Source organism: Psychrobacter sp. TB20-MNA-CIBAN-0197 (assembly GCF_040309765.1).
Taxonomy (GTDB): domain Bacteria; phylum Pseudomonadota; class Gammaproteobacteria; order Pseudomonadales; family Moraxellaceae; genus Psychrobacter; species Psychrobacter submarinus.
This window is the reverse complement of record NZ_JBEOPC010000014.1, coordinates 52846-77459: the sequence shown is the minus strand read 5'-3', so window position 1 is coordinate 77459 and position 24614 is coordinate 52846. Positions and strand designations below refer to the sequence as shown.

Sequence of the window (24614 nt, the reverse complement as noted above, 5' to 3'; positions counted from 1 at the left end):
TGCAATTTTAACGACGACTAGAACTATTTTAGCGATCAGCAGTGCGCATTTGTGAATGTTCAACACGCCCTAATAAAGAGTGTGACAGCGTAAAGCTAAATACGATTAAGCTAAAGCGGACGATAATAATAAGCCAATTAACGGTTTGCTATCTGTCCGTACAATGGCTTTGGTCGTGAGTATCTCTATAATATCTGAGGTAAAAGCTTGCAAATCTGGCGTCGACATTTGTGCCGCGTAATGGCTAATCTGCGCATTAATCTCTTGGTTTATTGCCAACTGACTGGCTGATTTATGAGACTGCCGATAATCATTGGCTGTAAATAATCGAGCGAACCGCTGATGCCACTCCGCTTCTGTTATCACCATTAATTGTCCTTGATTGTGCACTAAAGCATAAAACAATAGCCAAGGTGACAAAGCGCTAGGGACATTATCGTTCACTGCGCCTACAAGATCTTCTGAAGCTCCAAGCTCATACTCTGACAAGTCAGTAATCACTTCTAAACAGTATGGCAAAGGCATTGAACGCTTGCCACTTATTGTAGGTAATACTGAGGGAGTACTGGACTGTTTATCGCTTGCTGTCGTTATCGCAGCGTTGTCATTTACCTGATTGGCACCACTGGCAACTGTATCTGGCTCTTGTGAGTGCTGATAAGAGTGCTTAACAGACTGTACTTGCGGCTTAAAAGCCGAAAAATTATGCCCACTGTCATCAGGCTGATTTTCGTTTATCTCGTCCTCTAATAATTCTGGGCTTGATGATGCTAACGAAGGATAGTCTATCACTGCGCTTTTGAGCTTGTTGCTGATAGCATAACTCAGATGCGCCACGATGTTATTGAGAGAGCTGATTTTGATGCGCTGTTTGCTAGGATGCACATTAACATTCAACCAAGATAATGGCAGCTCAAAGTATAACGCGTACCCCAGCGCCGCAATCTCAGCACTTGCTGCTAATTGCCGGAGCTGATTGCTGATAATGGCCTCTTTGACTAAGCGTCCATTGACATAGATTAGCTTGGGGAGATTGGGCTGCGGCTGCATAGCTGGCCATAACCAACCGCTAACTTGCGCTGGCGTCATTGCTGATGGACTTGTCTTGCTCGAGTCAGCGTACTGCTGCTGTAGACCTGATAAATCTACAGCAACTTCTACAGCATTCTCTTGTAGCGCTAAACCTAGCGCTTGCTCTAGTCGAAAGATAGGGAGATGTTGGCGGATATTAGCGACTGAGGCGCTGCTAGTCGTATCATCGTCTCGATCTGCTGATAGGGTGATACGTTTTTTATTATCATGGAAAAGAACGAGCGTCACATCAGCACGCGCTAAAGCAACTTCACGGACTATGGTTTCAATATGAGCAAATTCAGTAGCGATAGACTTTAGATTGCCGCGCCTAGCAGGCACATTAAAATACAAATCTTTAATCGTGACTGTGGTGCCGCGGTTGTGCACCACTGGCGTCAAGGGCGGCTCCTCAGCAAGTACACCTGAGACTTGCAGCTGTCGACCTATACCATTGTCATCATGACTACTGATCAAAGTCAGGCGTGAGACTGCAGCCGTAGCGGCTAAGGCCTCACCGCGAAACCCTAACGTACGGATACCTTGTAGGTTAGCAACATCAGCGACCTTGCTAGTAGCGTGGCGAGTAATGGCCATTACCATATCATCTGGATGGATACCCGCGCCATTGTCCGCGACCTGTATCATTCCCATACCGCCTTGAGTGATATGTACCTCGATATGTGTGGCTTTGGCATCGATAGCGTTCTCGAGCAGCTCTTTGACCACAGCGGCCGGACGCGTCACCACCTCGCCTGCCGCCAATTGATTGATCAGTAGCGGCGAGAGTTTTTTTATACGACTAATGGCGGTATTTTCTAGCATAACAGAATTATGATTGCAGAGTTATAAGTGCAAAGTGGATAAGTCTAAGCCTTGGGCTTGACCTATTTTTGAGAGACGACACTCAATCTGCCGCGCGCCGTCATCGACTTCCGTCATATCGATAAATATAGCCGGTGGCGGCAAATAGCTATCGGCGCGACTCGCCCATTCTATAATAGCTAGCGCATTTGGCTCATCAAGATACTCATCAAAACCAATAAAAGATAGCTCTTCTGGGTCTTGCAATCGATATAAATCAGCATGATACACCGGCTTTACAGAGCCATTCTCTTGCTCAATCTGATAAGGCTCCACTAAGGTGTAAGTCGGACTTTTGACCGCGCCTTTATGACCTAACGCTTGTAGCCAATAACGTGTCAAAGTGGTCTTGCCTGCGCCTAAGTCCCCGGATAGCCATACACTGCCCTCTATCGGTAGCGTAGCCAACTGCTGCGCTACTAATTGGGTATCGGTTTCTGAGTGCAATGTTAAGGTTTGCAGTCCTACTATAGCACTCGAATTACTATCAGACATTTAGCGGCCCCTACTCGGATTATCTCTACATCAAAATTTTTATCGATGCTCATTATTGATAAGACAGTATAGCAAATCGCTTCTCATTCGTAAGTAAGCACTTATTAACGCTGACATCTACTAGCGATACCAAACCAGAAACAAAAACATGAACTATATAGAATCTCATACTCAGTTTACGCAGTCACTGATTTTTCTATATCGCTAATTGGAAATGAACACTCGCGGTTACTATTGTCTTTACCCCGCGCCCTCCCTACAATACATGCGACGAAACTATGAAATGCTTTTAAACTTAAACTATCAATTGCACGATTTAAAACGTTCAACCCTAAGATTCATAAAGGCAGACTATGAAGCAGATCTTGGTATTGTTATTCGTAGTATCGGGCGGTATGGCGCTCGCCACTGAAGCGGCATTTCTAGGGCCTTTAGGAGAGAAAATCAGGTGATTAGCAGTATTTTTGGGATTCGGCTGACGGGCGCGCTTTATTTGATTTATTTGAGTAATAAAAGGCAGGTTGAGGATTGATAGTTTTAGTTCGATAGCGCTTGAGCTAAATCATTCTACTTGAACTGCTATATTTAGGCTCTTGCTTTGAGCATTATCACTATAGTTAGACTAAACAGGGTGCATCGTCTGTGAGAGTATCATTAGCGAGGAGCTGACTTGCTTTATATGCGCCAAGAATACTCAACAGCACCAGTAAAGTCAGTAGAGTAAAGAAACCAATTGGTTTTACTTTTGCTTTTAAACCGTAACTATACTTGGTCGGTTTCCAAACCTTCTCATTAGGTAGAGGGTTTTGATTTAGTTGGAGTACTTTAAGATTTCTGAATCCTTCTAAACAAAACAATATTATTGCTAGCCCTAAAGGGAATCCTACAAACAATCCATAGAACATAATCTCAAAACCTGTGAACCATTTATAATCGTAGCAACTGATGTTATCAATATACAAGCTAAATTTGGGTAGTAAGTACCACTCAATCAAAGCTATCGAACCGGCTGCAATAGTAAGATATTTAGCTAATAATACTATTTTTTCTTTTTTTGTATATTCTGGTGCATAACCGTTCATGCTGCTCTGCTCTATATTTGCAAACCTATTTTCTTTGCTATCACCTATTTTCATAAACCCCCAATTGATATCTCATAAACTCAATGTTGCTTGCAAGGTCTAAAATATCACTTGCAAAATCACTTTGTTACATCTTCTTAGTGCACAACTCTATACTCCCTTGCTAGTCATGCCTTAGCTTTTTGTAAAACGAATCATGCTTTATGACGGTTTGTAGCTTCATATCACCTACGGTTAAAGCGTTATATTGCCCTTTTAAGCAGATGATAAAAACTATTAAGATAAAATTGTGATTACTTAAAAAGCCTTCTAGTATTAAAACACTAGAAAACTTTATTTAAACTCTAATAGCTTGTTTAGCTTCAAAAGCTTGATTACCCTGCTGCTACGTGCTCAGCTTTGGCATAGTTAGTGATCTGCGTCGGTACACTTTCACTACTATGACGCTCTGATTTCATTTGTTCGGCTATCTTTTCGGCGATAGCAATGGTTGGTGCGTTAGTATTAGCGCTAATCAGTGTCGGCATAATCGACGCATCAATCACCCGTAAGCCCTCAATACCGCGCACCTTCAGATCCGTATCGACAACCGACAGCTCATCTGTGCCCATACGGCAAGTACCGACAGGATGATAAATGGTGTCGGACTTATTGCGAATATAACCAAGCAAGCCATCTTTTTTGATATAAGGCGCGGCATAGTCCTCGGTGATGAACTTGGCAAGAGGCGCTTCTTCCATAATAGCGCGAGCACGCTCGGCGCCCGCGACCATAAACTCTACATCTTTGTCGTTTGACAAATAATTGGGATCAATCAGTGGCGGCTCGCTAGGATCGGTTGACGCCAGTCTCACTGTGCCACGGCTCTCAGGGCGCAAATAGCAGCTGTGTACTGAGACGCCGTAACCCCACTTCAGCTCACGTCCGTGATTAATCACGCGCGAGATGACAAAATGCAGCTGAGTGTCAGGCCAGTCTTTTGGCGTCTTATTCGTAGCGCTATAAAAAGCGCCGCCTTCGGCATAATTGGTCGATAGTATGCCCGTCCCATCTTTGCGCCATTGTCCTAAGGCGGACGTCATCTGCGCAACCGTGCTTAGGCCGATACCGATAATGTCTTTGGTATTGACCTTATAATCGAACACCACATCTAAGTGATCTTGCAAGTTACCGCCAACATCCGGCGACTCCTGAATCACCTCGATACCGTGCTGCTCTAAGTGCTCTTTTGGCCCAATACCTGATAGCATCAACGTCTTTGGAGAGCCGAACGCGCCCGCGCATAGTAGCACCTCTTCGAGAGCGCTGACCGTATATTCTTCACCATGCTTGACGTAAGCGACACCCGTGGCGCGCTTATCTTCTATGATAACCTTGGATACCATAGCGCCGGTGATGATGGTGAGGTTCGGACGCTCTTCAATAGGGTGCAAGTAAGCGGCGGCGGCTGAACAGCGCTGGCCCTGCTTATCGCCATGGAAGTGGGTGACTTGATATAGGCCCGCGCCGTCTTGCTTTGTACCATTAAAGTCGTCGTTGGCATCGAGACCATTAGCCACACAAGCATCAACAAAGGCTTTAGAGATAGGCCGCGGGCTCAGTAACTCGGACACGTGCAGGGGACCTGAGTCGCCGTGATGCTCGTCGCCCCCACGAATATTGTTTTCGGCTTTTTTGAAAAAAGGCAACATATCATCAAAGCCCCAACCCTCGCAGCCGTTATCTGCCCAGCGATTATAGTCTTTGGCACTACCGCGAGTATAGACCATCGCATTGATAGCGGATGAGCCACCCAAACACTGTCCGCGCGGCTGATATCCTATGCGATTATTGAGCTGGGTTTGCGGTACAGTATTGAATGCCCAGTTGTTGATCTTTACTGGCTTGTCGCGCATCAGCATGATGACGCCTGCAGGTACACGTACGGCTAAATCTTTGCCGTCGCCGCCAAACTCTAATAGGCACACTGAGATAGTTGGATCTTCTGATAAGCGGCTGGCCATCACGCATCCTGCTGAGCCGCCGCCGATAATGACATAGTCAAATTCCATGAGAAAAGCGCTCCTTGCTAATAGCTTACTAATAGATAGTACCGATCATATAACGCGATACAGTCATTTCACTATAGCAGAATTAGCTATCGCTGCTTAGAAAATTTAACAAAACTCTAGGCTAAAACTGACATGACTTTTTAGCGATTAAATAGATTCAGCAGAATGCTTGCTACAACGCTTATCACAATCATCGTCATTATTGGAAAGTAAATTTTGGTATTGCCAGAGCTGTGCTTGATGTCGCCTGGTAGATTGCCTATCCACGAAAACAGGCTTGGAAACACTAGCCAAATAGCCCCTATTACTACTAATATAGCTCCCAAAATAATTAGGATTTTTGCCATTGGTTAGTCCTTATTAATATTTTTTAATTAAATATATCAGCTTAATCAACTATATCAGCGTCTACAAAAAAAGCCTATCTATAACAGATAAGCTTTTTTATAAAACTAATATTTAACCTAAAATTCGAGCGCTCTGTCTCCGTTGGCGTCTTGAATACGCGTTGGCAGACCTATCCTATTGAGTAGATTAATGAATGGCTTAGCGTCTAGCTCCTCGACATTGACCATCTTTCCGGTGTCCCACTCCCCAGTCGCGACAAGCATAGCGGCTGCGACGGGTGGCACGCCTGCAGTATAGGAGATACCTTGGCTACCCACTTCATTGTAGGCCTCTTTATGGTCAGAGACGTTGTAGATAAACACCTCAGAATCAACACCGTCTATCCGTCCTTTGACTTTATCACCAATACAAGTCTTGCCTGTATAATTAGGTGCAAGCGAGCTAGGATCTGGCAATACCGCTTTGACCACTTTGAGCGGAATCACTTCTTGCCCCTCGGCAGTTGTCACTGGCTGCTCAGAGAGCAAGCCCAGACTTTGTAGGACGGTAAAGACATTAATGTAGTGCTCACCAAAACCCATCCAAAAGCGAATATTCGGCACATCTAGATTGGCTGATAGCGAATGAATCTCGTCATGTCCGCTTAAATAGCTGTTTTGCACGCCAACGACAGGCAGATCATCGGTACGCTTGACCTCGAACATATCGTTGGTTTGCCATTGGCTATTTTGCCAAGAGTAAACTGTGCCGGTGAACTCGCGAAAGTTAATCTCAGGGTCGAAGTTGGTTGCAAAGTATTTACCATGGCTGCCAGCGTTAATATCGATGATGTCGATATCAGTGACTGAACCTTTATCCATCATGTCATAGCCGAGGCGCGCGTAAGCGTTGACCACGCCCGGATCAAACCCTGCGCCCAAGATAGCAGTGACATTATTATCAGCGCAGCGCTGCTTGCGTTGCCACTCATAGTTATTATACCAAGGCGGGGTTTCACAAATCTTGCGCGGATCTTCGTGAATGGCAGTGTCGATATAAGCTACTCCCGTCTCAATACAAGCTTCTAGTACACTCATATTAATAAAGGCTGAGCCGACATTGATAAGGATCTCAACACCCGTGTCGTTGATAAGTTTGATCAGCGCTGCACTGTCCATCGCATCGACTTGGTGGGTGTGCAGCGTCGCTGGACGTTTAAAGCTGTTTTTGTCATGGACGCTTTGCGCTATCTCATCACACTTGGCCTTAGTACGCGAGGCAATATAAATCTCGCCGAGTACGTCATTATGCATGGCACATTTATGCGCGACCACTTGTGCTACGCCGCCTGCACCGATAATAAGAACGTCTTTTTTATTAAGCTTGGTTTGACTTATGTTCAATGAACAATCCTCCTTTGTGTTCCTGCCGATGCCACAGAGGTGGCTATGCAAAACAGTAACAGATGAATGATGTGTATGAATTAAAAAGGAAGACCGAGGAAAACCCATACACCCGTCGGGCAAAAACTATTATTTGTCTTATAACCTTTACCTAGTGCAATTATAACAATTTTATCCTTTTTTTAGCACTATCTAGCGAGTAAAAATTAAGACAAGCTCGCTTTATAATCTTGATAATCAAACTCACGCTGGATATCAATACTGCCATCTAAACGGCGAATTACAATGGCTGGCATGTTGACGCCATTGAACCAGTTTTTTTTCACCATAGTATAACCTGCGGCATTAGCAAAGCTTATTTGGTCGCCTACCTTGAGTTTATCCGCTAGCGCATACTCGCCAAAAATATCACCCGCTAGGCAAGAACGACCACAAACGATGGTATTGTCTAGCGCCTGCTGATTACAGCTTTCTGCAGCGGGCAAGATATCGACGGCCTCGTCATTGATAGCCGCGATAGCTGCCGACTCTTGGTAAATAAGCAAATCGAGCATATGTGCTTCGATAGAAGCATCAACCACTGCGATGTTTTTTTCATTGTGCAGCGTATCGAGTACCGTTGTTACGAGCGTGCCCGCGCTATGGATACTCGCCTCGCCTGGCTCAAGATAGACTTGCACGCCGTATTTTTCGCTAAAGCTTTTTAGCCTATCGGCCAGTTTTTCTAATGGATAATCAGGCGCAATAAAGTGAATACCGCCGCCGAGACTTACCCACTCGAGCTCAGCTAAAACATCACCAAACTTCGCTTCGATATCTGCCAAACTATCGCTGAACGCCTCAAAGCTATCGTTCTCGCAGTTATTGTGAATCATCACGCCACTAATATCAGCAAGCACCGCTGCAATTTTATCTTTGTCATGCTCGCCCAAACGACTAAACGGGCGCGCTGGATCAGCAATGATAAAAGAAGAATTACTGGTCTTAGGGTTCAGACGCAAGCCTACAGGAATGTTTTGTGCATAGGCTTGCTCTTTAAAAGCGGTGAGCTGCGAGATAGAATTAAAGATAATCTTATCGGCATAGCTCAATACCTCATCTATCTCATCACTGCTATAAGCCACACTATAAGCATGCGTCTCTTTATCTTGCGCGCCGCCAAACGTCTCAAAACCTAAACGCACCTCATTGAGTGACGATGAAGTTGTACCGTGCAAATAGGGCTGCATCGCGTCAAAGACTCCCCAAGTTGCAAAGCACTTAAGCGCGAGTAACGCCTTGGCTCCTGATAGCTCACATAGACGCGCGATAATCTGCATATTGCTGACGATTGCCGCCTCATCGAGTAAATAATAAGGCGTCGCTGGTAATTGAGACGACACTTTGGAAGCCTTTAAGGATGGGTTTACTGAATTCATATAAAGCAGCCTAAATCAGATAAGCAAAAAAGTGGAATAGTATAGGTTAAAGAGGCGAAGCAGATGGCAGATGGTCATTCGTAGCGATTAATAATAAGGTTTATATTCGCTTTTGCAAGCACAAGGGGTGCTACATTTTAACATCATGACCGCAGCTACTATTTAAGTTATAGTAAGCTAAATTCATTACTAGGAGTAATAGCTTATGTCGCTCTCAACCGATTATTCTACCAGCGCTAGTCAAGCGAATCATAATAAAATAAATGCTGAAGATATTAATCTACAACACATCAATGCTGATGCGCGTGCCGTATTAGAATTTTGGTTTAATGAAGACAACGAGCCTTACTGGTTTGAGAAAAACGACGATTTTGATCAGCGTATTGAGTCAAAGTTTGGCAAAATTTGGCAAGCAGCTATACATGGTGAGTGCGCTCACTGGCGCCGCGGTGACAATAAAGCCGACGCCAATAGCTCCATTACCAATCTCGCCGGACGCTTGGCGGAGATTATTGTCTTAGATCAGTTCTCGCGTAATTTATGCCGCGGCAAGCCTTGTGCTTTTTCACAAGACGGCATGGCTGTAGTGCTTGCGCAAGAAGCGATCAAGCAGCCGCATTTTGATAGCTTACCGATGGAATGGCGACGCTTTACTATCATACCATTTATGCATTCTGAATCCTTAGCCATTCATGAGCAGTATTTGCCACTATTTGAGCAGCTTAATGATGAAAGTACATTAGGGTTTGAGCATCGTCATAAAGATATTATTGAGCAATTTGGTCGCTATCCGCATCGTAATGAGACTTTGGGCCGAGAGTCTACTGACAAAGAAAAAGAGTTTTTGCAGCAGCCGGGCTCTTCATTTTAGGCGCAGATTAGAGGTCTATACTTAAAAGATTATAATTAAAAGGCTATGCTGACGACTCAGTTTTCGATGACTGCTCATTTATGAGTAGTTCACCTCGCCTGTCATAAAGCTAAACGACTTACTGATCAGGCGTTGGTCATTTATGATGACATCGAAGCTTACTTTATACTCAGTGTTGCCCTGCAAGCCGCAGTTGTTTGCTTTTTTTATCATTGTCTGCTTTATGCTAGCCTTACAGCTATCGACTGCGTCTGTGATAGGTAAGATAAAAGCTTCGTTTTTGGGCAGTTTATAGTCTGTATTTAGGTAAGAATCTGATTGATAATCAAGTACTTGCGTCGGTATCGCTGTTCTGCGCAGCTCATCATAAAAGCGAATGTTGATAATCTGAATAGTGTCGGCTGCTGCCACTTTGATATAGATAGGCTGACCTATAGGATCGGTACTTAAGTCGCGGCCGGTATGCTTTACTGGATCTGGGGTTTCGTTATAAAGAGCCGTTACTGTGCCGGTTACGCCTTGGCACGGATAAGTTAAAACACCAGCATAGTTAGCATCCACCGTGTCAGCTGTAGCAGCGGCGTTGCTGACTAGCACATAGCCTTGATTATTGCGCGTGTCTTTATTATAGGGCTTGTAGGCGACGACCGCCGTCCCTACTACTTTCGAGCTTGGCTGCATCAGCGAGCGCAGATGATAAGGCGCGGCAAGCAAGGATCTAGCCATCGAAGTGGTTATGGTCTCTGCTGAGAGTAGCTCACCTGCAGAATGGTAATACATACTCTGCGCGATGTTTTCTGTGAAGCCATACTTTAGATTGGCGTAGCTGGCATTGAATAAACGGTTTTTGATATCTAGGCCGCTATAATGCGGGTTATTGCTGCTAGTAACCGCTTTAATATCTTTAATCTCGTTTTGATAGTGCGGATAAAACAGCGCGGGCTGCGAATGTGCAAAAATGTATTTAATATAGTTCGCATGCCCTAACGCGACTTGTTTAAGCTCAGCATCTGGCGATAAAGTGTCAAGGCCACAGCGGCTTCTAGCGTCATTAAACACCTTATTGGCTATAGCCGATGCATTATCATCATCATCGACGTTAATGTTTTCGTTACTGTTATTATCGTCATTACTATCATTATTGTCATGGTTTTGAGTCTTTTCACCTGAGCTTAAATCATTATCCTTTTGGGCTAAAATACTCGTATCAGCTTGCTCATCGATCTTTATACCTAAGACTGCAAACGCCTCCTCTAACTGCAGATGTGCTATCGCCGCTTTTACATCTTGTAGATAAAGTGCTGGTAGATAGGCTCTTTTTACTCCGTCATCGGCAGGTATTAGCAATAGCAAAGCCAATAATAACACCGGCATGGTAGCAGAAGATCTAGCGCTCACTTACTCCCCTTTTAGTCATAAGTTTTGTCGTTAATATGGAGTACTCACATACTCTACCTTTGTTTTATGGGCGAAAAACTACGTCTGTGCTCATCTAGCACGCCATGAGTCTCAATAGCTTGCAGGTGCGCCTTAGTCGGATAGCCTTTATGCTTAGCAATAGCATACTCAGGATGCTTGCTATCTAAAGCGTACATCGTCTGATCGCGGCTAACTTTAGCCAAGACACTAGCTGCCGCTATACTAGTATGCCGTGCGTCCCCTTTTACCCAAGCTTGGCAATCAATAGCAGATGAGGACAGTCCAAATTCAGACAACTTAACATAATTCAGTTCAGGGCAGCGATTGCCATCGATTAACACCTCAACTTGGCTTGTTTGAATATTCGCAGCATTGCTAACCAATGCCTCTAGCAGTTCTTCCGTGCATAAGCGCATTCCGAGCATTGTCGCTTGCAAGATATTTAGCTGATCGATAACCGCTGCTGGAATATCTGCGATAATATATCCAAGCGCGTGCTGTTGTATTAAAGGATAAAGAGTATCGCGCTTTTTTTCACTGAGCTTTTTGGAGTCAGTCAAGATGGATAAAGGTGTGTCTTTTAGCGGCTGGTTTTCGATAAGATCTGACCAAGTCTTCGGTAAAATAGCTGCCGCAACATGGACACTCCCTAACAAAGGCCCACGCCCTGCTTCATCAATACCTATCTGTAATGTGGGTAAGCTGCCACTTTGCACCGCTCTCGGCGGATACTCAGCTGTGAGCTGCGACAGAAGTAACTGTCCAGTTAATGTTATAGGGGCGGCTAAGGACGTGTATTGACCTTTGATAGTGATGTGCTCAATACAAGTGTCGATAGGCAAAACTTGGGAATTAATACTCATTTTTATCACTGGAATTATTTTATATCATAAGGATTGGAGAGGTTGTTAGAACGTTGCATCGCGAGCGGTACGTGCTCTCATTTGGGCAAACCATTGCTCGACCACGCTATTGGCGGGGTCGTGGTTGCTCTGCTGCTGCAGATTGCGCTTAGTCGCTAGTAAATGCTGTAGCTGTTCATTATAAGCCCGCGGCTGTAAAAGCTTAGTCAGCGTGCGGCAAATATTCTCGCCCGTTGCCTGCTCTTGAATGAGCTCAGTGACTATCATCTCTCCCGCTAAGATATTAGGTAGTGCCACATAAGGAACTTTGACCAAGCGCTTAGCGATCTGATAAGTCAGCTGATTAAGCTGATAAATAACTACCATAGGCCGCTCAAGCAGCATAGCTTCAAGCGTTGCAGTGCCCGAAGCGAGCATAACAATATCGGAGGCCGCCATCGCTTGCTGACTAAAACTCGGCTGACTCTCATCATAGACTACAGCAATAGCATCGCGCAGGGGTTCAGAGCGTTTATCTATCACGTCTTGCACGATATATTGATGATTTTGATCGACTGTCGGGATAATAAAACACAGCTTGGGATCGACTAACAACAGTTTTTGCATACCATCGAGCATCAAAGGTAAAATAGCAGTAATCTCACTGCGGCGCGAGCCTGGCATGACGCAGATAAGCTGACTGACTGCCTCAAAACGCTCTCTAAAAAACTGCTGTAAGCCATCGTTTTGCCAAACCAGCTCACTACGCAGCTGATTGGTCGGCGTCTCAGTCAGCTCAGTATCAAGCGTTCTAAGTAGCGGATGGCCCACACATATCGCCGGATGGTTGTAGCGCTCATAAACGGGCAGCTCGAATGGAAACAAGCACAGCACCAAATGAGTCGCCTCTTTGATACCGTGGATACGCGACTCACGCCATGCCCAAATAGAGGGGCTGACGTACTGGACACAGAACACGCCTTTTGGTTTGAGCTTCTTAGCGACGCGTAAATTAAAATCAGGCGCATCGATACCAATAAACCAATCTATCTGAGCATCCATAAAAGCAGTTAAAAGCTCGCGGCGCGCTTTAAAAAGGTCAGATAATTGCGCGACCACTTCAACCAAACCCATGACGGCTAGCCGAGATAAAGGAAACAGGCTTTGTAGCCCCTGCGCTTGCATCTTGGGTCCGCCCACTCCCACCCAAACAATATCATCACGCAGATTATTCATCTGCTGCATAAAGTCTGCCCCTAAGCTATCCCCCGATACCTCGCCGGCGACTATCCCTATGACCAATGGCGGTGACGATGGTGGTGTTAATGGTGCTTTTGATGGCACTGAGGATAATGCCTGTTCACCTAAGGGTGCACGCTGTTCATCCGCTTGAGTAGGCTTAGCAAAACGAGTCATGACAAACCTTTAATAATGATAAAAATAAAGAATAATATAATCATAAAATAACAAGTATAACAAAATTTTGGTTTTCACATTCCAGTTATCAGTCAATTAACTGCACAGCTACCCTTGTCAACGCACACTTTTGTCCTCATAATGATTATTCCCACAAATCAGCTAAATGATAGATACCCATGACAACAACAGTTACCCACAATGCAGACATTGATGACGTGAACATTGACCAATTCATCCCTTTAGTCACCCCCGCTGAGCTAAAAACTGAGCTACCTCTTACCGATGCCGCCTATCAAACCGTACTCAAAGGCCGTCATACGATTCAAGACATCTTGGATGGTAAAGACAAGCGCTTATTTGTGGTTATTGGCCCTTGCTCTATTCACGATATAAAGGCCGCTCACGAATACGCAGATCGTTTGGCTGTATTGGCCAAAGAAGTCGAAGACAGCATCTTTGTGGTGATGAGAGTCTATTTTGAGAAGCCGCGTACCACTGTGGGCTGGAAAGGCATGATCAACGATCCAGATATGAATGACAGCTTCGATATCGAAAAAGGTCTGCGCAGTGCTCGTAAGCTTTTGATCGATTTGAACGAAAAAGGCTTGCCTTGTGCGACCGAAGCGCTCGATCCGAATACGCCGCAGTACATACAAGACCTTATCAGCTGGTCAGCGATTGGCGCTCGTACCACTGAGAGTCAGACGCATCGCGAGATGAGCTCAGGCTTGTCCTGCCCTGTCGGCTTCAAAAACGGCACCGATGGCGGTATGACTGTCGCTGTCAACGCTATGCAAGCGGTCAAAGCAGGTCATAGCTTCTTAGGTCTATCTGCTGATGGTCAAGTGTCGATTATTAGATCTAAAGGCAATCCTTATGCCCACGTCGTACTGCGCGGCGGCAATGGTAAGCCAAACTATGATGAAACCGCTGTCGCAGCTGCAGAAAACGAGCTAAAAAAAGGCAAAACCAGCACGAAGATTATGATTGACTCAAGCCATGCCAACTCAGGCAAAGATCCGTATTTGCAGCCAATGGTCATCAACAACGTCGCTGAGCAAATTCGAAATGGCAATAAATCCATCATCGGTATGATGATTGAGAGTCACCTAAAAGGCGGTAATCAAAAGCTCACCGCTGATCTTAGTCAGCTTGAGTATGGCAAGTCTATCACTGATGGTTGCCTAGACTGGGACAGCACAGTCACTGCTCTTCATGAGCTGCGTGACGCGGTAAAAGACATATTACCTAATCGATAGTTGCTGACATTATCGCTAGTTGTATTGCTTAACGAAAAAAGCTCATCTATTAAGATGAGCTTTTTGTGTTCTACCAGCTCTGAGCTATTAAGCAGAAGCCTCTGCGGCACTGAGCACACTATCTAGCGTCTCTATTACGTTTTTAGAGGAGACTTGCTGCTGCAAAGCGACAAGCTCATCTTGCGCCATCTGCCGAGTCGGCTCTGCTAGCGTATACCAGCGCGCTAGCACTTGTAGCAAGCGAGATGCCAATACCGGATTGGTGCCATCTAACGTCTTGATTACCCCTGTAAAGAGAGACAAGCCCTCAGCGGTCCAAAGTACGGTCGGCTGCGAGGTGGAAGCGCTAATCACTGAGCGTATCCGATTAGGCGTGTTCCAGTCAAAATCATCATGCACGAGTAAAGCTTTGATATCTTGTGTGGTGACATGAGCGCTCGAGGCTTGTACGCTAAACCACAAATCAATGACCAAATCATTATCATAGAAGCGCTGATAAAAGTCCGCTAAACACTTATCTGCACCAGCAACTCGATGATTCACCATCGCCTTTAACGCGCCGAAGCGTTCAGTCATACAGCTAGCATTCTCATATTGCTGCTGTGCCCACTCCTTTGCACCAGCCACTTCGGCAGTCAATGCCATGTCTAAGACCACATTACGCAGGGCACGCTTACCAAGCGCTTCTGGCGTATCTGAATAAGGCTGCAATGGCAACTGATTATATAAAGCCGTCCACTCATTTTTAAGCGTCTGCGCCACTTGCTTATATAAGCCATTGCGCTGCTGTTTGACCACTTTAGGATCGTAGTCTTGGTGTATGGCTGAGGCCAGCTCCTGCACCGATGGAATATCGAGCAGACGCGCCGCGAGCATAGCATCAGTGACCGCAAGCTTAGGCAGGGTCTTCGCTAAAGCCTGCAGATAGATATCAGGACTGCTTTTTTTATTGCCTTGAATAGTGAGTAAGATACGATTGACAAGCATCTGTGTCACTTGCCATTGGTTAAAGCCATTGGTCTCATGCTCAAGCAAAAACGCTAAGTCCTCATCTTGATAATCATAATTGAGCTGCACCGGCGCACTAAAATCACGCAGCAAAGAAACCACTGGCTCTTGCGTAATATTATCAAAACTAAAGGTCTGCTCTGCCTGATCAAGCATCAGCATACGCTCATCAATGATAGCGCCGGAATCTTTGTCAAATAACGCGGTCGCCACTGGTATTGGTAGCGGCTTTGGTGCATCAAACCCTGGTACGTGGCGCGTCTGCTGCTTAAGAGTGATTGTCAAAGTCTGTGAATCACTATCATAGCTTTGATGACCAGATACTACGGGCGTACCCGGCTGACGATACCAATCGATAAAGTCCTCAATCTTACTATCGGTAATGCTAAGCGCAGATAAAAAATCCTCAACTGTGACCGCTTGGCCGTCATAACGGCGGAAGTACTCATCAGTACCTTTTCGAAAATCTTTAGGGCCTAAAGTATTGGCTATCATCCGCACGATTTCAGCGCCTTTTTCATATACCGTCGTGGTATAAAAATTATTAATCTCAACGAAGCTCTCAGGACGTACCGGATGCGCCAGTGGCCCTGCGTCCTCGCTGAATTGATGCGCGCGCAAAGTGGCAACATCATCGATACGCTGCACCGCGCTTGACTGCTGATCGGCAGAAAAAGATTGATCGCGGTAGACGGTAAGCCCTTCTTTTAGACACAGCTGAAACCAATCACGGCAGGTAATACGATTACCAGTCCAGTTATGAAAGTACTCATGAGCAATGATGGATTTGACACTGAAGCTGCGCGCGTCCGTCGTCGTCTCAGGACTTGAGAGCACACAAGCAGTGTTAAAGATATTGAGACCTTTATTCTCCATCGCGCCCATATTGAACTGACTGACGGCCACTATCATGTAGCGATCCAAATCATACGCACGGCCATAATTGACCTCATCCCAGCGCATCGAGTCTTTGAGCGCCTGCATACCCACATGACACTTATCGATATCATCACTCTTGGCGTAGAGCTCAAGCAAGACCTCGCGCCCCTCACTAGTGGTATAACTATCACTCAATACTTCTAAATCAGCGATGACGCTCGCGAATAGATAGCTGGGCTTGTTGGTTGGGTCGTGCCAAATTGCATAGTGACGGGTGTTGTCGTCGGCAACTTCACCCGCTTCGATCAAATTACCATTGGCAAGTAAAGTCGGAAAGCGCTTGTCGGCCTCAATACGGGTAGTAAAAACAGATAGCACATCAGGGCGATCAGGATAAAAGGTAATCTTGCGAAAGCCCTCAGGCTCACATTGAGTGACAAACATCGTATCGCTACCACTACCGGCTATATACAGACCTTCAAGCGCAGTATTAGTATGCGGATAAATACGTACTTGCAGCTGCAAAGTCAGCTTATCTGGCGCCTCACTAATAATAAGCTTACCGTCAGCTTGCTGATAGCAATCATTAGACAGTACCTCATCGTTAAGTGTGATAGCTATCAGCTCAAGCTCCTCGCCATCGAGGACTAAGTCACCATCGCTCTGCCGCTGCATCACCAAAGTGCTATCGACGATAGCATGGTCATCGAACAGCTGAATATCTAAATCAACGGTATCAACATCGAAGCTTGGCAGCTTATAGTCTTTTAGATGGATTTTGCTGGGCATATGCGTAGGAACATCCGGCATGTCTGCATTGATAATATTGGCATCAGTTTGAGTCGTTGACATTGATAATCCTATTGTTGTTCTAAAGAAGGCTAGAGTCTATTGTTTTTATACGGCGTCATTACCGCTTATTTAAACGCGCTCATTAAATTAAGTTTGATTCTGCTAAGCTTTAACGCTACATTGGCCTCAATAAGTAAATTTCAAGAGCAACCTCGCGATTTAACCACTTTGGCGCCTTTTATGAATCCTAACTCTCCTCCTCTTACCCCAGCCTTGCTGATAGCTTACACTCAAGCCCTTCTACCTTCTTTATTAGAGGTTACAAAAGAGGCAACCCCATCGCCCAAGCTACTCAGGCTACCCAAACTACTCTGGGCAGTTGAAGATAGCCAGCAAGCTGATAGTCTCAGCCTACTGCTGCAAAAACAAGACGAGCAAGAGGTCTTTGCTATGAATAGTCATGCTGATAAAGAGGAAAATGAAGAGAACAAGACTGAAGAGAATAAGGCTAAAAAGAACAGAGTTGAAAATAGTATAAAACCAGATATTGAGATAAGCACTTTAGCCAAGCTTAGTCATCAGTATAGTCCTCAGCGTTTTGAGCTTGCCTGCTTTTGGCTACCTACGATGTCAGCCGAGCAGTTGCAGCAATTTATACCGACTATAATGCGTTATAGGGATCTGTACGCCGCTCATTTGCTAATCGCTGTCAAGGATAAGATAGACCTGCGAGCGTACGGATTTATGCCGTTCGATATCTTAGGCGATCAAGCAATTGACACAGCTATCACAGCCATAGACTCTCCTACGGCTGAGCGTCTGCTACCAGCAGCCTCTTCTTTAACCCTTTGGCAGTTTAATCTGTACGATTATAAACGCCTGCCCAATTGGCTAAATAGTAAATACTGGGCCAATCCTGAAAACTGGGATAAGCATCGCTGGTAAAAAATAACAATGGCTCTAGTTTATCTATACGCGTTATCGATAATCTCGCTGAAATTAAAAAATAAAAACTTATACGACTAAGTTGTCTGACACATGCTGTAATACTTACCGAACCTTGGTATTATTTACAGTAATGCTACTTACACAACGTAACATTGATTTTATGATAGACCTCAATGACCTAAGTTTATTGTGCGATATATAAAACAACAAATAAATTACCTATTTAGGAGCTTCAAATGTCACAACTTTCTTCTTTTAGTAACCGTTTTGCCAAAATGACTGCGCTAGCTGTCTTGTCTAGTGCGGTGGCCTTAACTACAGGTTGTGCCACCAAACGCGCTACCTCTGAAGTCGTCGTCGCGCCTTTAGGTATCCCTGGTGGTCAAGGGGTTTATACCGGTGCGGTCGTAGTCGATAATCCTGTAGCCGTAGTCGATGCTTCAGACAATATGGAAGCGGTCGTTTATTTTGCATTTGATAGTAGCGAGATCACCGCACAAGCTGCCAGCGTACTGAATCAACACGTCAGCTTATTAAACGCAAATCCAGGTACACAGGTGCTAATCGCAGGCCATACTGATGAGCGCGGCAGCCGCGAGTACAATATCGCTTTGGGTGAGCGCCGTGCACAAGCTGCACGTAATTATCTAGCAGCGCAAGGCGTCGCTGCCAATAATATCCGTATTATTAGCTACGGTGAAGAGCGTCCTGCAGCAGCTGGTAACACTGAAGAGGCTTACGCCTTAAACCGCCGTGCTGAGCTGTCGTACTAATAGCCAGCTTACTGGTTATTAGCCTATTCTCATCTCATTTCGTATTTTGACTTTGACCCAGTAATATCAGTATTACTGGGTTTTTTTGTATTCTACAATAAGATTAGCTAAGGATTTTTGCGCTTACTCCTTCATACCTGCCATAATAATACGCTTATGATTATTAATAGTATTCACTCGCCCTTATGATCTTACTGAATGACATTCACTATACGCAGCTTACGGCGACTCATTATTGCGCTATTGCTCGCTTGCAGCCTATTGGCACTCGATTATGGAGAGATCATTCGACTGCTCTCACACCTGTTACTCTATCTACTAGCGGCTTTGATCATGACTCATTATCTTCGCAGACGTTTTGTATCGTGTCGCCCTCTTATAACCCAGCCAGTGACTTCTCTTCGTTAGGTGCTACAAAGCAAGATTTATTAAATAAAAAAATTAAGCGTCAAAGTCAACGTACTGGCGTGCGCTTACTCTTAAATAGATTACTCGCTGAGCTCGGCATAGCAGATACGCTAGACGAGTCGGCGTTCCCCTATCGACTCAAAAACCATCGCCATTATGTGTGCTTCAGTCATTCGGCAGATACAGTAGCCGTCGCTCTGAGCTTTGACAGCGCTATTGGTATAGATATTGAGGTAAATAGCGTGGCATGGCAAGTCGCCAAACGCTTCTATCATCCCAGTGAAATCGCTATGCTCGAGCAGCTGTCACTCGATAAACGCGATTATCTGGTCAGGTTACTATGGCAAATCAAAGAGAGTTTGATCAAAATCAATCAAACAACACTCGCAGCAGGTTTAGGTCGCGCTGACCTAACGCTAGTTCAGACGCTTATCGAATATGATAGCGCTGATAATAGTGCTGACAATATTATTAAGAATAATAGTTCTGCTCGTGAGCTATTTATAGAGCTGAACCAGGACGCTCAGCGTAGAGTAGCTTATATTTCAAACTATCAGACGATAGTAGTATTCTGATATAACCAGTATTTAGCGTAATATTCAGTTTAACTAACGCTCTTACCCCATTTAAGCAAACTTAAAACACAAAAAAGCGATCCGAAGATCGCTTTTTTTTATTAGAAAGATTCAGTCTTTAAATTAGAAGCGGTAAGTTGCACCAACTTTAACGATTGGGAACCACTCTAACCAGCTTTTATCTTCTAGATCTTTTTCAGCTTGACGCGCTGCATCTTGCGCCGCTACTACATTTCCGCCTTCACCAGTGTAACGAACGTTTGCATCTACTTTGCCCATATAAGCTGCACCTAGTTCACCAAATAAACCAAAGTTATTAGTGATATTAGGACGGAAGCCTACAGTTAAGTAAGGGGCTAACTTGTTACGGTGCTCAATACTACCTTCTAGGTTACCAACGTTATCACCGCCAAAATCTTCAGCTAAAGATTGGTCAAGAGTTGCATTACCAGCATAGAACTTGTTGCCATCAATACTGTAGTAACCTTCACCTTCAGCATTTGCACGAACATCAATATCGTTATCAGGAACGATGATACCAGCACCCACAGTAAACCAGTTCGCTGCAGGGCGCATCTGTACGCCTAAGTATGGGTTGCTAAAATCTGTATCTACGTCATAGTTGATGTCATTTGCATCGAAGTCACCGCCGAATAGGTCAGCAACGTCGCCACCTGCCCAACCGGCTTGTAGTTCAGTAGTCTCGTTGATGCTCCACGCGATGTTTGCGCCATAACCTAAGCTACCAATCTCTGCACTAACAGCAGCAGGGTTGATTGCTGTGTTAAATAGAGTCTTAGTTGTACCAACGACTGCGCCAGTAGTATTGCGGATGATACCCGCATCTTGGTTATACTGATAAGCAGGAGCAGCTACTGGGTAAGCAACCGTATCATTATCATCTACAACAACGATAGGATCGGCAGCCATAGCAGCAGTTGAGCCTAGAATAGCGGCAGATACTGCCGTAAGTTTAATAAGTTTCATCATTAATCTCCTAAAAATATGAAGTAGCTTGCCCACAGTGAATGACGACTTAGCGTTTTTACAAACCATCATTTTGTTGAGCAGATTAAAACAATTTTGACTCTAAAAGTCATCCCCTAAGAAGCGCTTTTTGTTTGCCATTATGTAAAGATTACGTAGGTATTGTAATTATTACCGTTACACTCTGTCATAAAGCGCATTAGTGTTACAAGATATGTCAAGACAGAATAATTAGCGTATCAATATATCTAGTAAATAATAACTCATCATTACAAAGCGAGTAACCTCGCTAATGAGAACAACGTTTAAAAGCGTAAATAAACGTGGTATCGGTAAGCTAAAAACTCTTAATGACATATCTAAGTAACTGAATACTATTTTGGCTTATTATAATATTTTAAACAGTGTAGCTTATATAACTAATTACTACAGTTTGTTGTGTTATGTGAAATGATGTATCTTAGCGAGCCATAGAGACAAATTGAGTAGTATGGCTGGCTGCTGATACCCTGCCTAGATTATGAAAATAGTAAGCTATACTCTTTATGCAAAACGAGATTAGCGAGTTGCCTGCTGAGCAATCGCATGAATGACACCCCTTAACTATCGAGCCAATATTATGCCTAAAGTATCATCTATTACTCGTGTATTAGAGATTGTAGAAGCCGTATCTTATGCCCAAAGACCGCTCTCACCCCTTGAGCTGTCAAAGGATTTAGACATTCCAAAACCTACTATTCACCGGTTGATACAGACTTTGGTCGAAGAAGGGTTTATTGGAGTGGATATAGGAGGCGGAATAATACCAGGCAAGCGCGTACGTAATCTGAGTATAGAGCTGTGGCAACAAAAGCAGTTCTTTCAGGAGCGGCAGTTGATACTACAAGGATTGGTGGATGATATAAAGGAGAGCTGCGGCATCGCTGTACCGCATCAGATGAGCATGCTATATACCAATCGCGTACAGACTGATCGGCCTATCCAGATCTATTTACCAGCCGGCTCTCAGTCGCCAATGTGGTGTACCGCAACGGGTAAGCTCTATCTTAGTCTTCTGCCTACGCAAACCCGTGCGAAGATGCTGCGACAGCTCCCACTTGATAGGTTTACTGAAAACACCTTTACCGATGTTGATGCTTTAACTGCTGAATTAGACACTATCGCGAAGTCAGGCGTCGGCATAGACAACGAAGAGTTTATCTCTGAGGCCTTATCAGTAGCCGTGCCTATACTCGATAAGGACTCACGCTATTTGGCATCTTTATTTGTAAATGCACCTACTATCCGCGTCTCTTTAGAAGCGCTTCAGACACACGTACCCAGACTTAGAGTCGCGGCGCAGAATATCCAAACGCTGTGCTATGAGTTTGAAATGAAATGATCAGCGGATGTGGCTATCACTCTGTAACGGTACTCTAATAAAATGTGCTCACGTCTTTACGCTGTTAAGGCAGTACTGATGGATCATGAATAGCCATAATGCTCGAGAAGTCCTTGTCACCATGCTCGCCAGTATGAGCGCTATACAGCTGCGCGGCTCGCTGTGCCATTGGCGTGTCGACCTCAGTCTGCCTAGCCGTTTGCAGCGCAAGGTTTAAATCCTTTTGCATCAGCTTACTCATAAAGCCGCCTTGATAGTGGTGGCTAGAGGGGACATTATCCATCACTTGCGGATAAGGGTTGTAGACCTCTAGTGTCCAATTGCGCCCTGAGCTTTGTAGCATAATATCCGAGAGTACTTTGGCATCTAAGCCGTTTTTGACGCCGAGGTTTATCGCCTCTGCCGTGCCTGTCATTAAGATACCAAGCAGCATATTGTTGCAGATCTTAGCCACTTGTCCGGCGCCGTGCTCGCCTGCATGAAAGATATTTTTGCCCATGGCGGTAAGGATAGGTTCGGCTCTAGCAAAAGCCTCAGCTTCGCCGCCTACAATAAAAGTCAAACTACCTGCTATTGCCCCGCCGGTGCCCCCTGATACTGGCGCATCCAAAAAGTCTATACCAAGCGCACTTGCCGCAGCTGCGACTTGCCTAGCGTCTGCTGCAGCAATGGTGCTACTGTCAATCACTAAGGTGTCTTTAGCAAGATGAGATAGCAGTCCTTGTTTCTGTTCGCCGCCTGCTTGCTCTTCATCATTCTCGCTACTTCCTAAATACACTGATAGCACATGCTCGCCTGCGGGCAGCATACTAATCACTACTTGCGCATTAGCAGCCGCTTGCTGCGGGCTATCTGCCACCCTAGCGCCTGCTTGCTGTAGACGCTCGGTCGCAGCCAAAGATAAATCATAGACGCTCAGCGCGTAGCCTGCGCTTAGCAGGTTCTGTGCCATTGGCGCGCCCATATTACCTAAGCCAATAAAAGCGATGTTAGGCTTTTTGTCCTTGACTGACTCACTTGCGTTTGCAGTTTTATTCATTCCATCATTCCTTGATGTCGTTATCGGTTATTGACTCAATAAAGTCTAGCGTACATGCTGCGCGCCTAAAGCATCAGCGGTAAGCCAATCTTGCAAGGGATGCTGATAAGGGGCATAAGGGTTGTCGAAATGCGACTCAATATACGCTTGTCCCTCAGCGCTTAGGCAGTCCGCTAAGGTGCGTGACCACTGCGGCGCTTTATCCTTATCAATGAGCAGCGCGCGCACCCCTTCTCTAAAGTCAGGATTGGCTGCGCAGTGCACGGCGACATTGGCTTCTAAATACAGCACTTGCTCTAGTGATAAAGCGCTGACTTTATAATACAGCGCATAAGTCAAAGCGGCGGTTACTGGGCAGCCGTGACGATAAGTTGCCAGCGCTTTTTGTGTCCATTTATCGGCAGCAAAGTCAGCATCAATCTTAGCTAGAGCGTCATCGTTTTGTAGCAGATGATCAATCTCAGCTAACCCGCCACTATTCATAAGCTTATTAATGGTTTGCCAATATTTGGCCAAATGACTCTCAGGCAGGTCAGTCGCTGGCTGTGCCGCTAAAGCGCGACTAGCAACACTTGGCAACCTACCAAAGCCTTGCTCCATCTCCGCGCGCCAATCGGCAGCTTTTAGGCGCTCAATGATAGATTCATAGTCGCCACTTTGGGCATAGTATTCAGCCAAGTTACCAATGATGGCGTCGCCGGCATGGCACATAGCGCCGGTCAGACCTAAAAACAGCCCTGTATGAGCAGGCATACGCTGCAAGAACCAACTACCAGAAGCATCAGGGAACAGACCTATGGTAATCTCAGGCATCGCAAAGCGAGTACGCTCGGTGACGATACGATGGCTACAAGCTGCCATCAGTCCCATACCGCCGCCCATAATAATCCCGTCACCCCATAAAATCAGCGGTTTGGGATAAAAGTGCATTTGCCGATAGAGGCGATACTCATGACCAAAAAACTCGGTTGCATAAGGATTGGGCAGTGGTGCAGACTCTGACATACTGTCGTAAAGCTTGCGAATATCTCCGCCAGCGCAGAAGGCTTTGTCACCTGCGCCTTTAAGAATGATGGCGACTATTTGGCTGTCCGTCTGCCAAGCTTCGAGCTGCTGTGATAACAGTTGACACATCTCAACGCTCAAAGCATTAAGCGACTTTGGGCTGTTTAAAGTCATAATGCCAAGCTGATGACCGCAATGCGTCTCTTGGGTCTCGAAAAGTACTGCAGCTTCTTGCTCTGGAGAAGCAATGCTTTGATTATTAGATTGATTATTTGTGCTCATAAAACGACCTATGAAA

General features: G+C 45.2%; 20 protein-coding genes. 6 read left to right on the top strand and 14 right to left on the bottom strand.

What is annotated here, in order from left to right:
- Positions 1 to 105 precede the first annotated feature (105 nt).
- From mutL to nspC, 7 genes are all read right to left on the bottom strand, one after another.
- Positions 106 to 1896, bottom strand: coding sequence for a DNA mismatch repair endonuclease MutL (mutL, locus tag AAEY83_RS06200; RefSeq protein ID WP_025646567.1), 1791 nt, complete (start codon positions 1894 to 1896; stop codon positions 106 to 108).
- 21 nt (positions 1897 to 1917) lie between these two features.
- Complete coding sequence (gene tsaE, locus AAEY83_RS06195; protein ID WP_051397469.1) at positions 1918 to 2430, bottom strand: tRNA (adenosine(37)-N6)-threonylcarbamoyltransferase complex ATPase subunit type 1 TsaE; 513 nt, start codon at positions 2428 to 2430, stop codon at positions 1918 to 1920.
- A gap of 617 nt (positions 2431 to 3047) precedes the next feature.
- Complete coding sequence (locus AAEY83_RS06190; RefSeq protein WP_051397468.1) at positions 3048 to 3566, bottom strand: hypothetical protein; 519 nt, start codon at positions 3564 to 3566, stop codon at positions 3048 to 3050.
- Positions 3567 to 3886: 320 nt separating this feature from the next.
- Positions 3887 to 5563: a GMC family oxidoreductase gene (locus AAEY83_RS06185; protein WP_025646564.1), complete on the bottom strand. Its 1677-nt coding sequence runs from the start codon at positions 5561 to 5563 to the stop codon at positions 3887 to 3889.
- Between the two features lie 140 nt (positions 5564 to 5703).
- Positions 5704 to 5910, bottom strand: a complete 207-nt coding sequence (locus tag AAEY83_RS06180) for a DUF2905 domain-containing protein (RefSeq protein WP_025646563.1) — start codon at positions 5908 to 5910, stop codon at positions 5704 to 5706.
- 117 nt (positions 5911 to 6027) lie between these two features.
- Complete coding sequence (locus tag AAEY83_RS06175) at positions 6028 to 7293, bottom strand: saccharopine dehydrogenase family protein (RefSeq protein ID WP_025646562.1); 1266 nt, start codon at positions 7291 to 7293, stop codon at positions 6028 to 6030.
- A 206-nt stretch (positions 7294 to 7499) separates the two neighbouring features.
- Complete coding sequence (gene nspC / locus AAEY83_RS06170; RefSeq protein ID WP_025646561.1) at positions 7500 to 8711, bottom strand: carboxynorspermidine decarboxylase; 1212 nt, start codon at positions 8709 to 8711, stop codon at positions 7500 to 7502.
- A 289-nt stretch (positions 8712 to 9000) separates the two neighbouring features.
- Here nspC and AAEY83_RS06165 point away from each other — a divergent pair, with 289 nt between their 5' ends.
- Positions 9001 to 9582: a DUF924 family protein gene (locus AAEY83_RS06165; protein ID WP_025646560.1), complete on the top strand. Its 582-nt coding sequence runs from the start codon at positions 9001 to 9003 to the stop codon at positions 9580 to 9582.
- A gap of 78 nt (positions 9583 to 9660) precedes the next feature.
- On the opposite strand, the gene AAEY83_RS06160 is transcribed toward AAEY83_RS06165, so the two are convergent.
- Genes AAEY83_RS06160 through lpxB form a run of 3 tightly spaced genes read right to left on the bottom strand, consistent with a single transcriptional unit; the run spans position 9661 to position 13259 of the window.
- On the bottom strand, positions 9661 to 10980 hold the full coding sequence (locus AAEY83_RS06160; RefSeq protein WP_156923983.1) for a CAP domain-containing protein: 1320 nt from the start codon (positions 10978 to 10980) through the stop codon (positions 9661 to 9663).
- A 53-nt stretch (positions 10981 to 11033) separates the two neighbouring features.
- Positions 11034 to 11864: a ribonuclease HII gene (gene rnhB / locus AAEY83_RS06155; RefSeq protein WP_084212648.1), complete on the bottom strand. Its 831-nt coding sequence runs from the start codon at positions 11862 to 11864 to the stop codon at positions 11034 to 11036.
- 45 nt (positions 11865 to 11909) lie between these two features.
- Positions 11910 to 13259: a lipid-A-disaccharide synthase gene (gene lpxB, locus AAEY83_RS06150; RefSeq protein WP_025646558.1), complete on the bottom strand. Its 1350-nt coding sequence runs from the start codon at positions 13257 to 13259 to the stop codon at positions 11910 to 11912.
- A 179-nt stretch (positions 13260 to 13438) separates the two neighbouring features.
- Between lpxB and AAEY83_RS06145 the strand changes: the two genes are divergently transcribed.
- Entirely contained in the window at positions 13439 to 14521 is a 1083-nt protein-coding gene (locus AAEY83_RS06145) for a 3-deoxy-7-phosphoheptulonate synthase (protein WP_025646557.1), read from the top strand.
- 87 nt (positions 14522 to 14608) lie between these two features.
- Here the strand turns inward: AAEY83_RS06145 and pepN are convergent, their stop codons facing one another.
- Positions 14609 to 17260 carry an aminopeptidase N gene (gene pepN / locus AAEY83_RS06140; protein WP_025646556.1) on the bottom strand — a complete coding sequence of 884 codons (2652 nt, stop codon included), beginning with the start codon at positions 17258 to 17260 and terminating at the stop codon, positions 14609 to 14611.
- 180 nt (positions 17261 to 17440) lie between these two features.
- Here pepN and AAEY83_RS06135 point away from each other — a divergent pair, with 180 nt between their 5' ends.
- From AAEY83_RS06135 to AAEY83_RS06125, 3 genes are all read left to right on the top strand, one after another.
- Positions 17441 to 18145 (top strand): DUF6231 family protein, encoded by a 705-nt coding sequence (locus tag AAEY83_RS06135; protein WP_156923982.1) that lies wholly within the window; start codon positions 17441 to 17443, stop codon positions 18143 to 18145.
- A 239-nt stretch (positions 18146 to 18384) separates the two neighbouring features.
- Entirely contained in the window at positions 18385 to 18921 is a 537-nt protein-coding gene (gene pal, locus AAEY83_RS06130; RefSeq protein ID WP_392397021.1) for a peptidoglycan-associated lipoprotein Pal, read from the top strand.
- 185 nt (positions 18922 to 19106) lie between these two features.
- Positions 19107 to 19904 (top strand): 4'-phosphopantetheinyl transferase family protein, encoded by a 798-nt coding sequence (locus tag AAEY83_RS06125; protein ID WP_025646553.1) that lies wholly within the window; start codon positions 19107 to 19109, stop codon positions 19902 to 19904.
- A 123-nt stretch (positions 19905 to 20027) separates the two neighbouring features.
- Here AAEY83_RS06125 and AAEY83_RS06120 read toward each other — a convergent pair whose 3' ends face one another.
- Entirely contained in the window at positions 20028 to 20891 is an 864-nt protein-coding gene (locus AAEY83_RS06120) for a hypothetical protein (protein WP_025646552.1), read from the bottom strand.
- A gap of 619 nt (positions 20892 to 21510) precedes the next feature.
- Between AAEY83_RS06120 and AAEY83_RS06115 the strand changes: the two genes are divergently transcribed.
- Positions 21511 to 22272 carry an IclR family transcriptional regulator gene (locus AAEY83_RS06115; protein ID WP_025646551.1) on the top strand — a complete coding sequence of 254 codons (762 nt, stop codon included), beginning with the start codon at positions 21511 to 21513 and terminating at the stop codon, positions 22270 to 22272.
- 64 nt (positions 22273 to 22336) lie between these two features.
- Here the strand turns inward: AAEY83_RS06115 and mmsB are convergent, their stop codons facing one another.
- Together mmsB and AAEY83_RS06105 are read right to left on the bottom strand one after the other, a co-directional pair.
- Positions 22337 to 23311, bottom strand: coding sequence for a 3-hydroxyisobutyrate dehydrogenase (gene mmsB / locus AAEY83_RS06110; protein WP_025646550.1), 975 nt, complete (start codon positions 23309 to 23311; stop codon positions 22337 to 22339).
- A 45-nt stretch (positions 23312 to 23356) separates the two neighbouring features.
- Entirely contained in the window at positions 23357 to 24598 is a 1242-nt protein-coding gene (locus tag AAEY83_RS06105) for an enoyl-CoA hydratase/isomerase family protein (protein ID WP_025646549.1), read from the bottom strand.
- Between the last annotated feature and the right edge of the window lie 16 nt (positions 24599 to 24614).

Excerpts from the sequence above, each read along its gene's own strand:
- AAEY83_RS06145 (WP_025646557.1), top strand. The coding sequence starts at position 13,439 with ATGACAACAACAGTTACCCACAATGCAGACATTGATGACGTGAACATT.
- pepN (WP_025646556.1), bottom strand. The coding sequence starts at position 17,260 with ATGTCAACGACTCAAACTGATGCCAATATTATCAATGCAGACATGCCG.
- AAEY83_RS06185 (WP_025646564.1), bottom strand. The coding sequence starts at position 5,563 with ATGGAATTTGACTATGTCATTATCGGCGGCGGCTCAGCAGGATGCGTG.
- lpxB (WP_025646558.1), bottom strand. The coding sequence starts at position 13,259 with ATGACTCGTTTTGCTAAGCCTACTCAAGCGGATGAACAGCGTGCACCC.
- AAEY83_RS06115 (WP_025646551.1), top strand. The coding sequence starts at position 21,511 with ATGCCTAAAGTATCATCTATTACTCGTGTATTAGAGATTGTAGAAGCC.
- AAEY83_RS06190 (WP_051397468.1), bottom strand. The coding sequence starts at position 3,566 with ATGAAAATAGGTGATAGCAAAGAAAATAGGTTTGCAAATATAGAGCAG.
- AAEY83_RS06135 (WP_156923982.1), top strand. The coding sequence starts at position 17,441 with ATGAATCCTAACTCTCCTCCTCTTACCCCAGCCTTGCTGATAGCTTAC.
- nspC (WP_025646561.1), bottom strand. The coding sequence starts at position 8,711 with ATGAATTCAGTAAACCCATCCTTAAAGGCTTCCAAAGTGTCGTCTCAA.
- pal (WP_392397021.1), top strand. The coding sequence starts at position 18,385 with ATGTCACAACTTTCTTCTTTTAGTAACCGTTTTGCCAAAATGACTGCG.
- tsaE (WP_051397469.1), bottom strand. The coding sequence starts at position 2,430 with ATGTCTGATAGTAATTCGAGTGCTATAGTAGGACTGCAAACCTTAACA.
- AAEY83_RS06125 (WP_025646553.1), top strand. The coding sequence starts at position 19,107 with ATGATCTTACTGAATGACATTCACTATACGCAGCTTACGGCGACTCAT.
- mutL (WP_025646567.1), bottom strand. The coding sequence starts at position 1,896 with ATGCTAGAAAATACCGCCATTAGTCGTATAAAAAAACTCTCGCCGCTA.
- rnhB (WP_084212648.1), bottom strand. The coding sequence starts at position 11,864 with ATGAGTATTAATTCCCAAGTTTTGCCTATCGACACTTGTATTGAGCAC.
- mmsB (WP_025646550.1), bottom strand. The coding sequence starts at position 23,311 with ATGAATAAAACTGCAAACGCAAGTGAGTCAGTCAAGGACAAAAAGCCT.
- AAEY83_RS06180 (WP_025646563.1), bottom strand. The coding sequence starts at position 5,910 with ATGGCAAAAATCCTAATTATTTTGGGAGCTATATTAGTAGTAATAGGG.
- AAEY83_RS06120 (WP_025646552.1), bottom strand. The coding sequence starts at position 20,891 with ATGAAACTTATTAAACTTACGGCAGTATCTGCCGCTATTCTAGGCTCA.
- AAEY83_RS06105 (WP_025646549.1), bottom strand. The coding sequence starts at position 24,598 with ATGAGCACAAATAATCAATCTAATAATCAAAGCATTGCTTCTCCAGAG.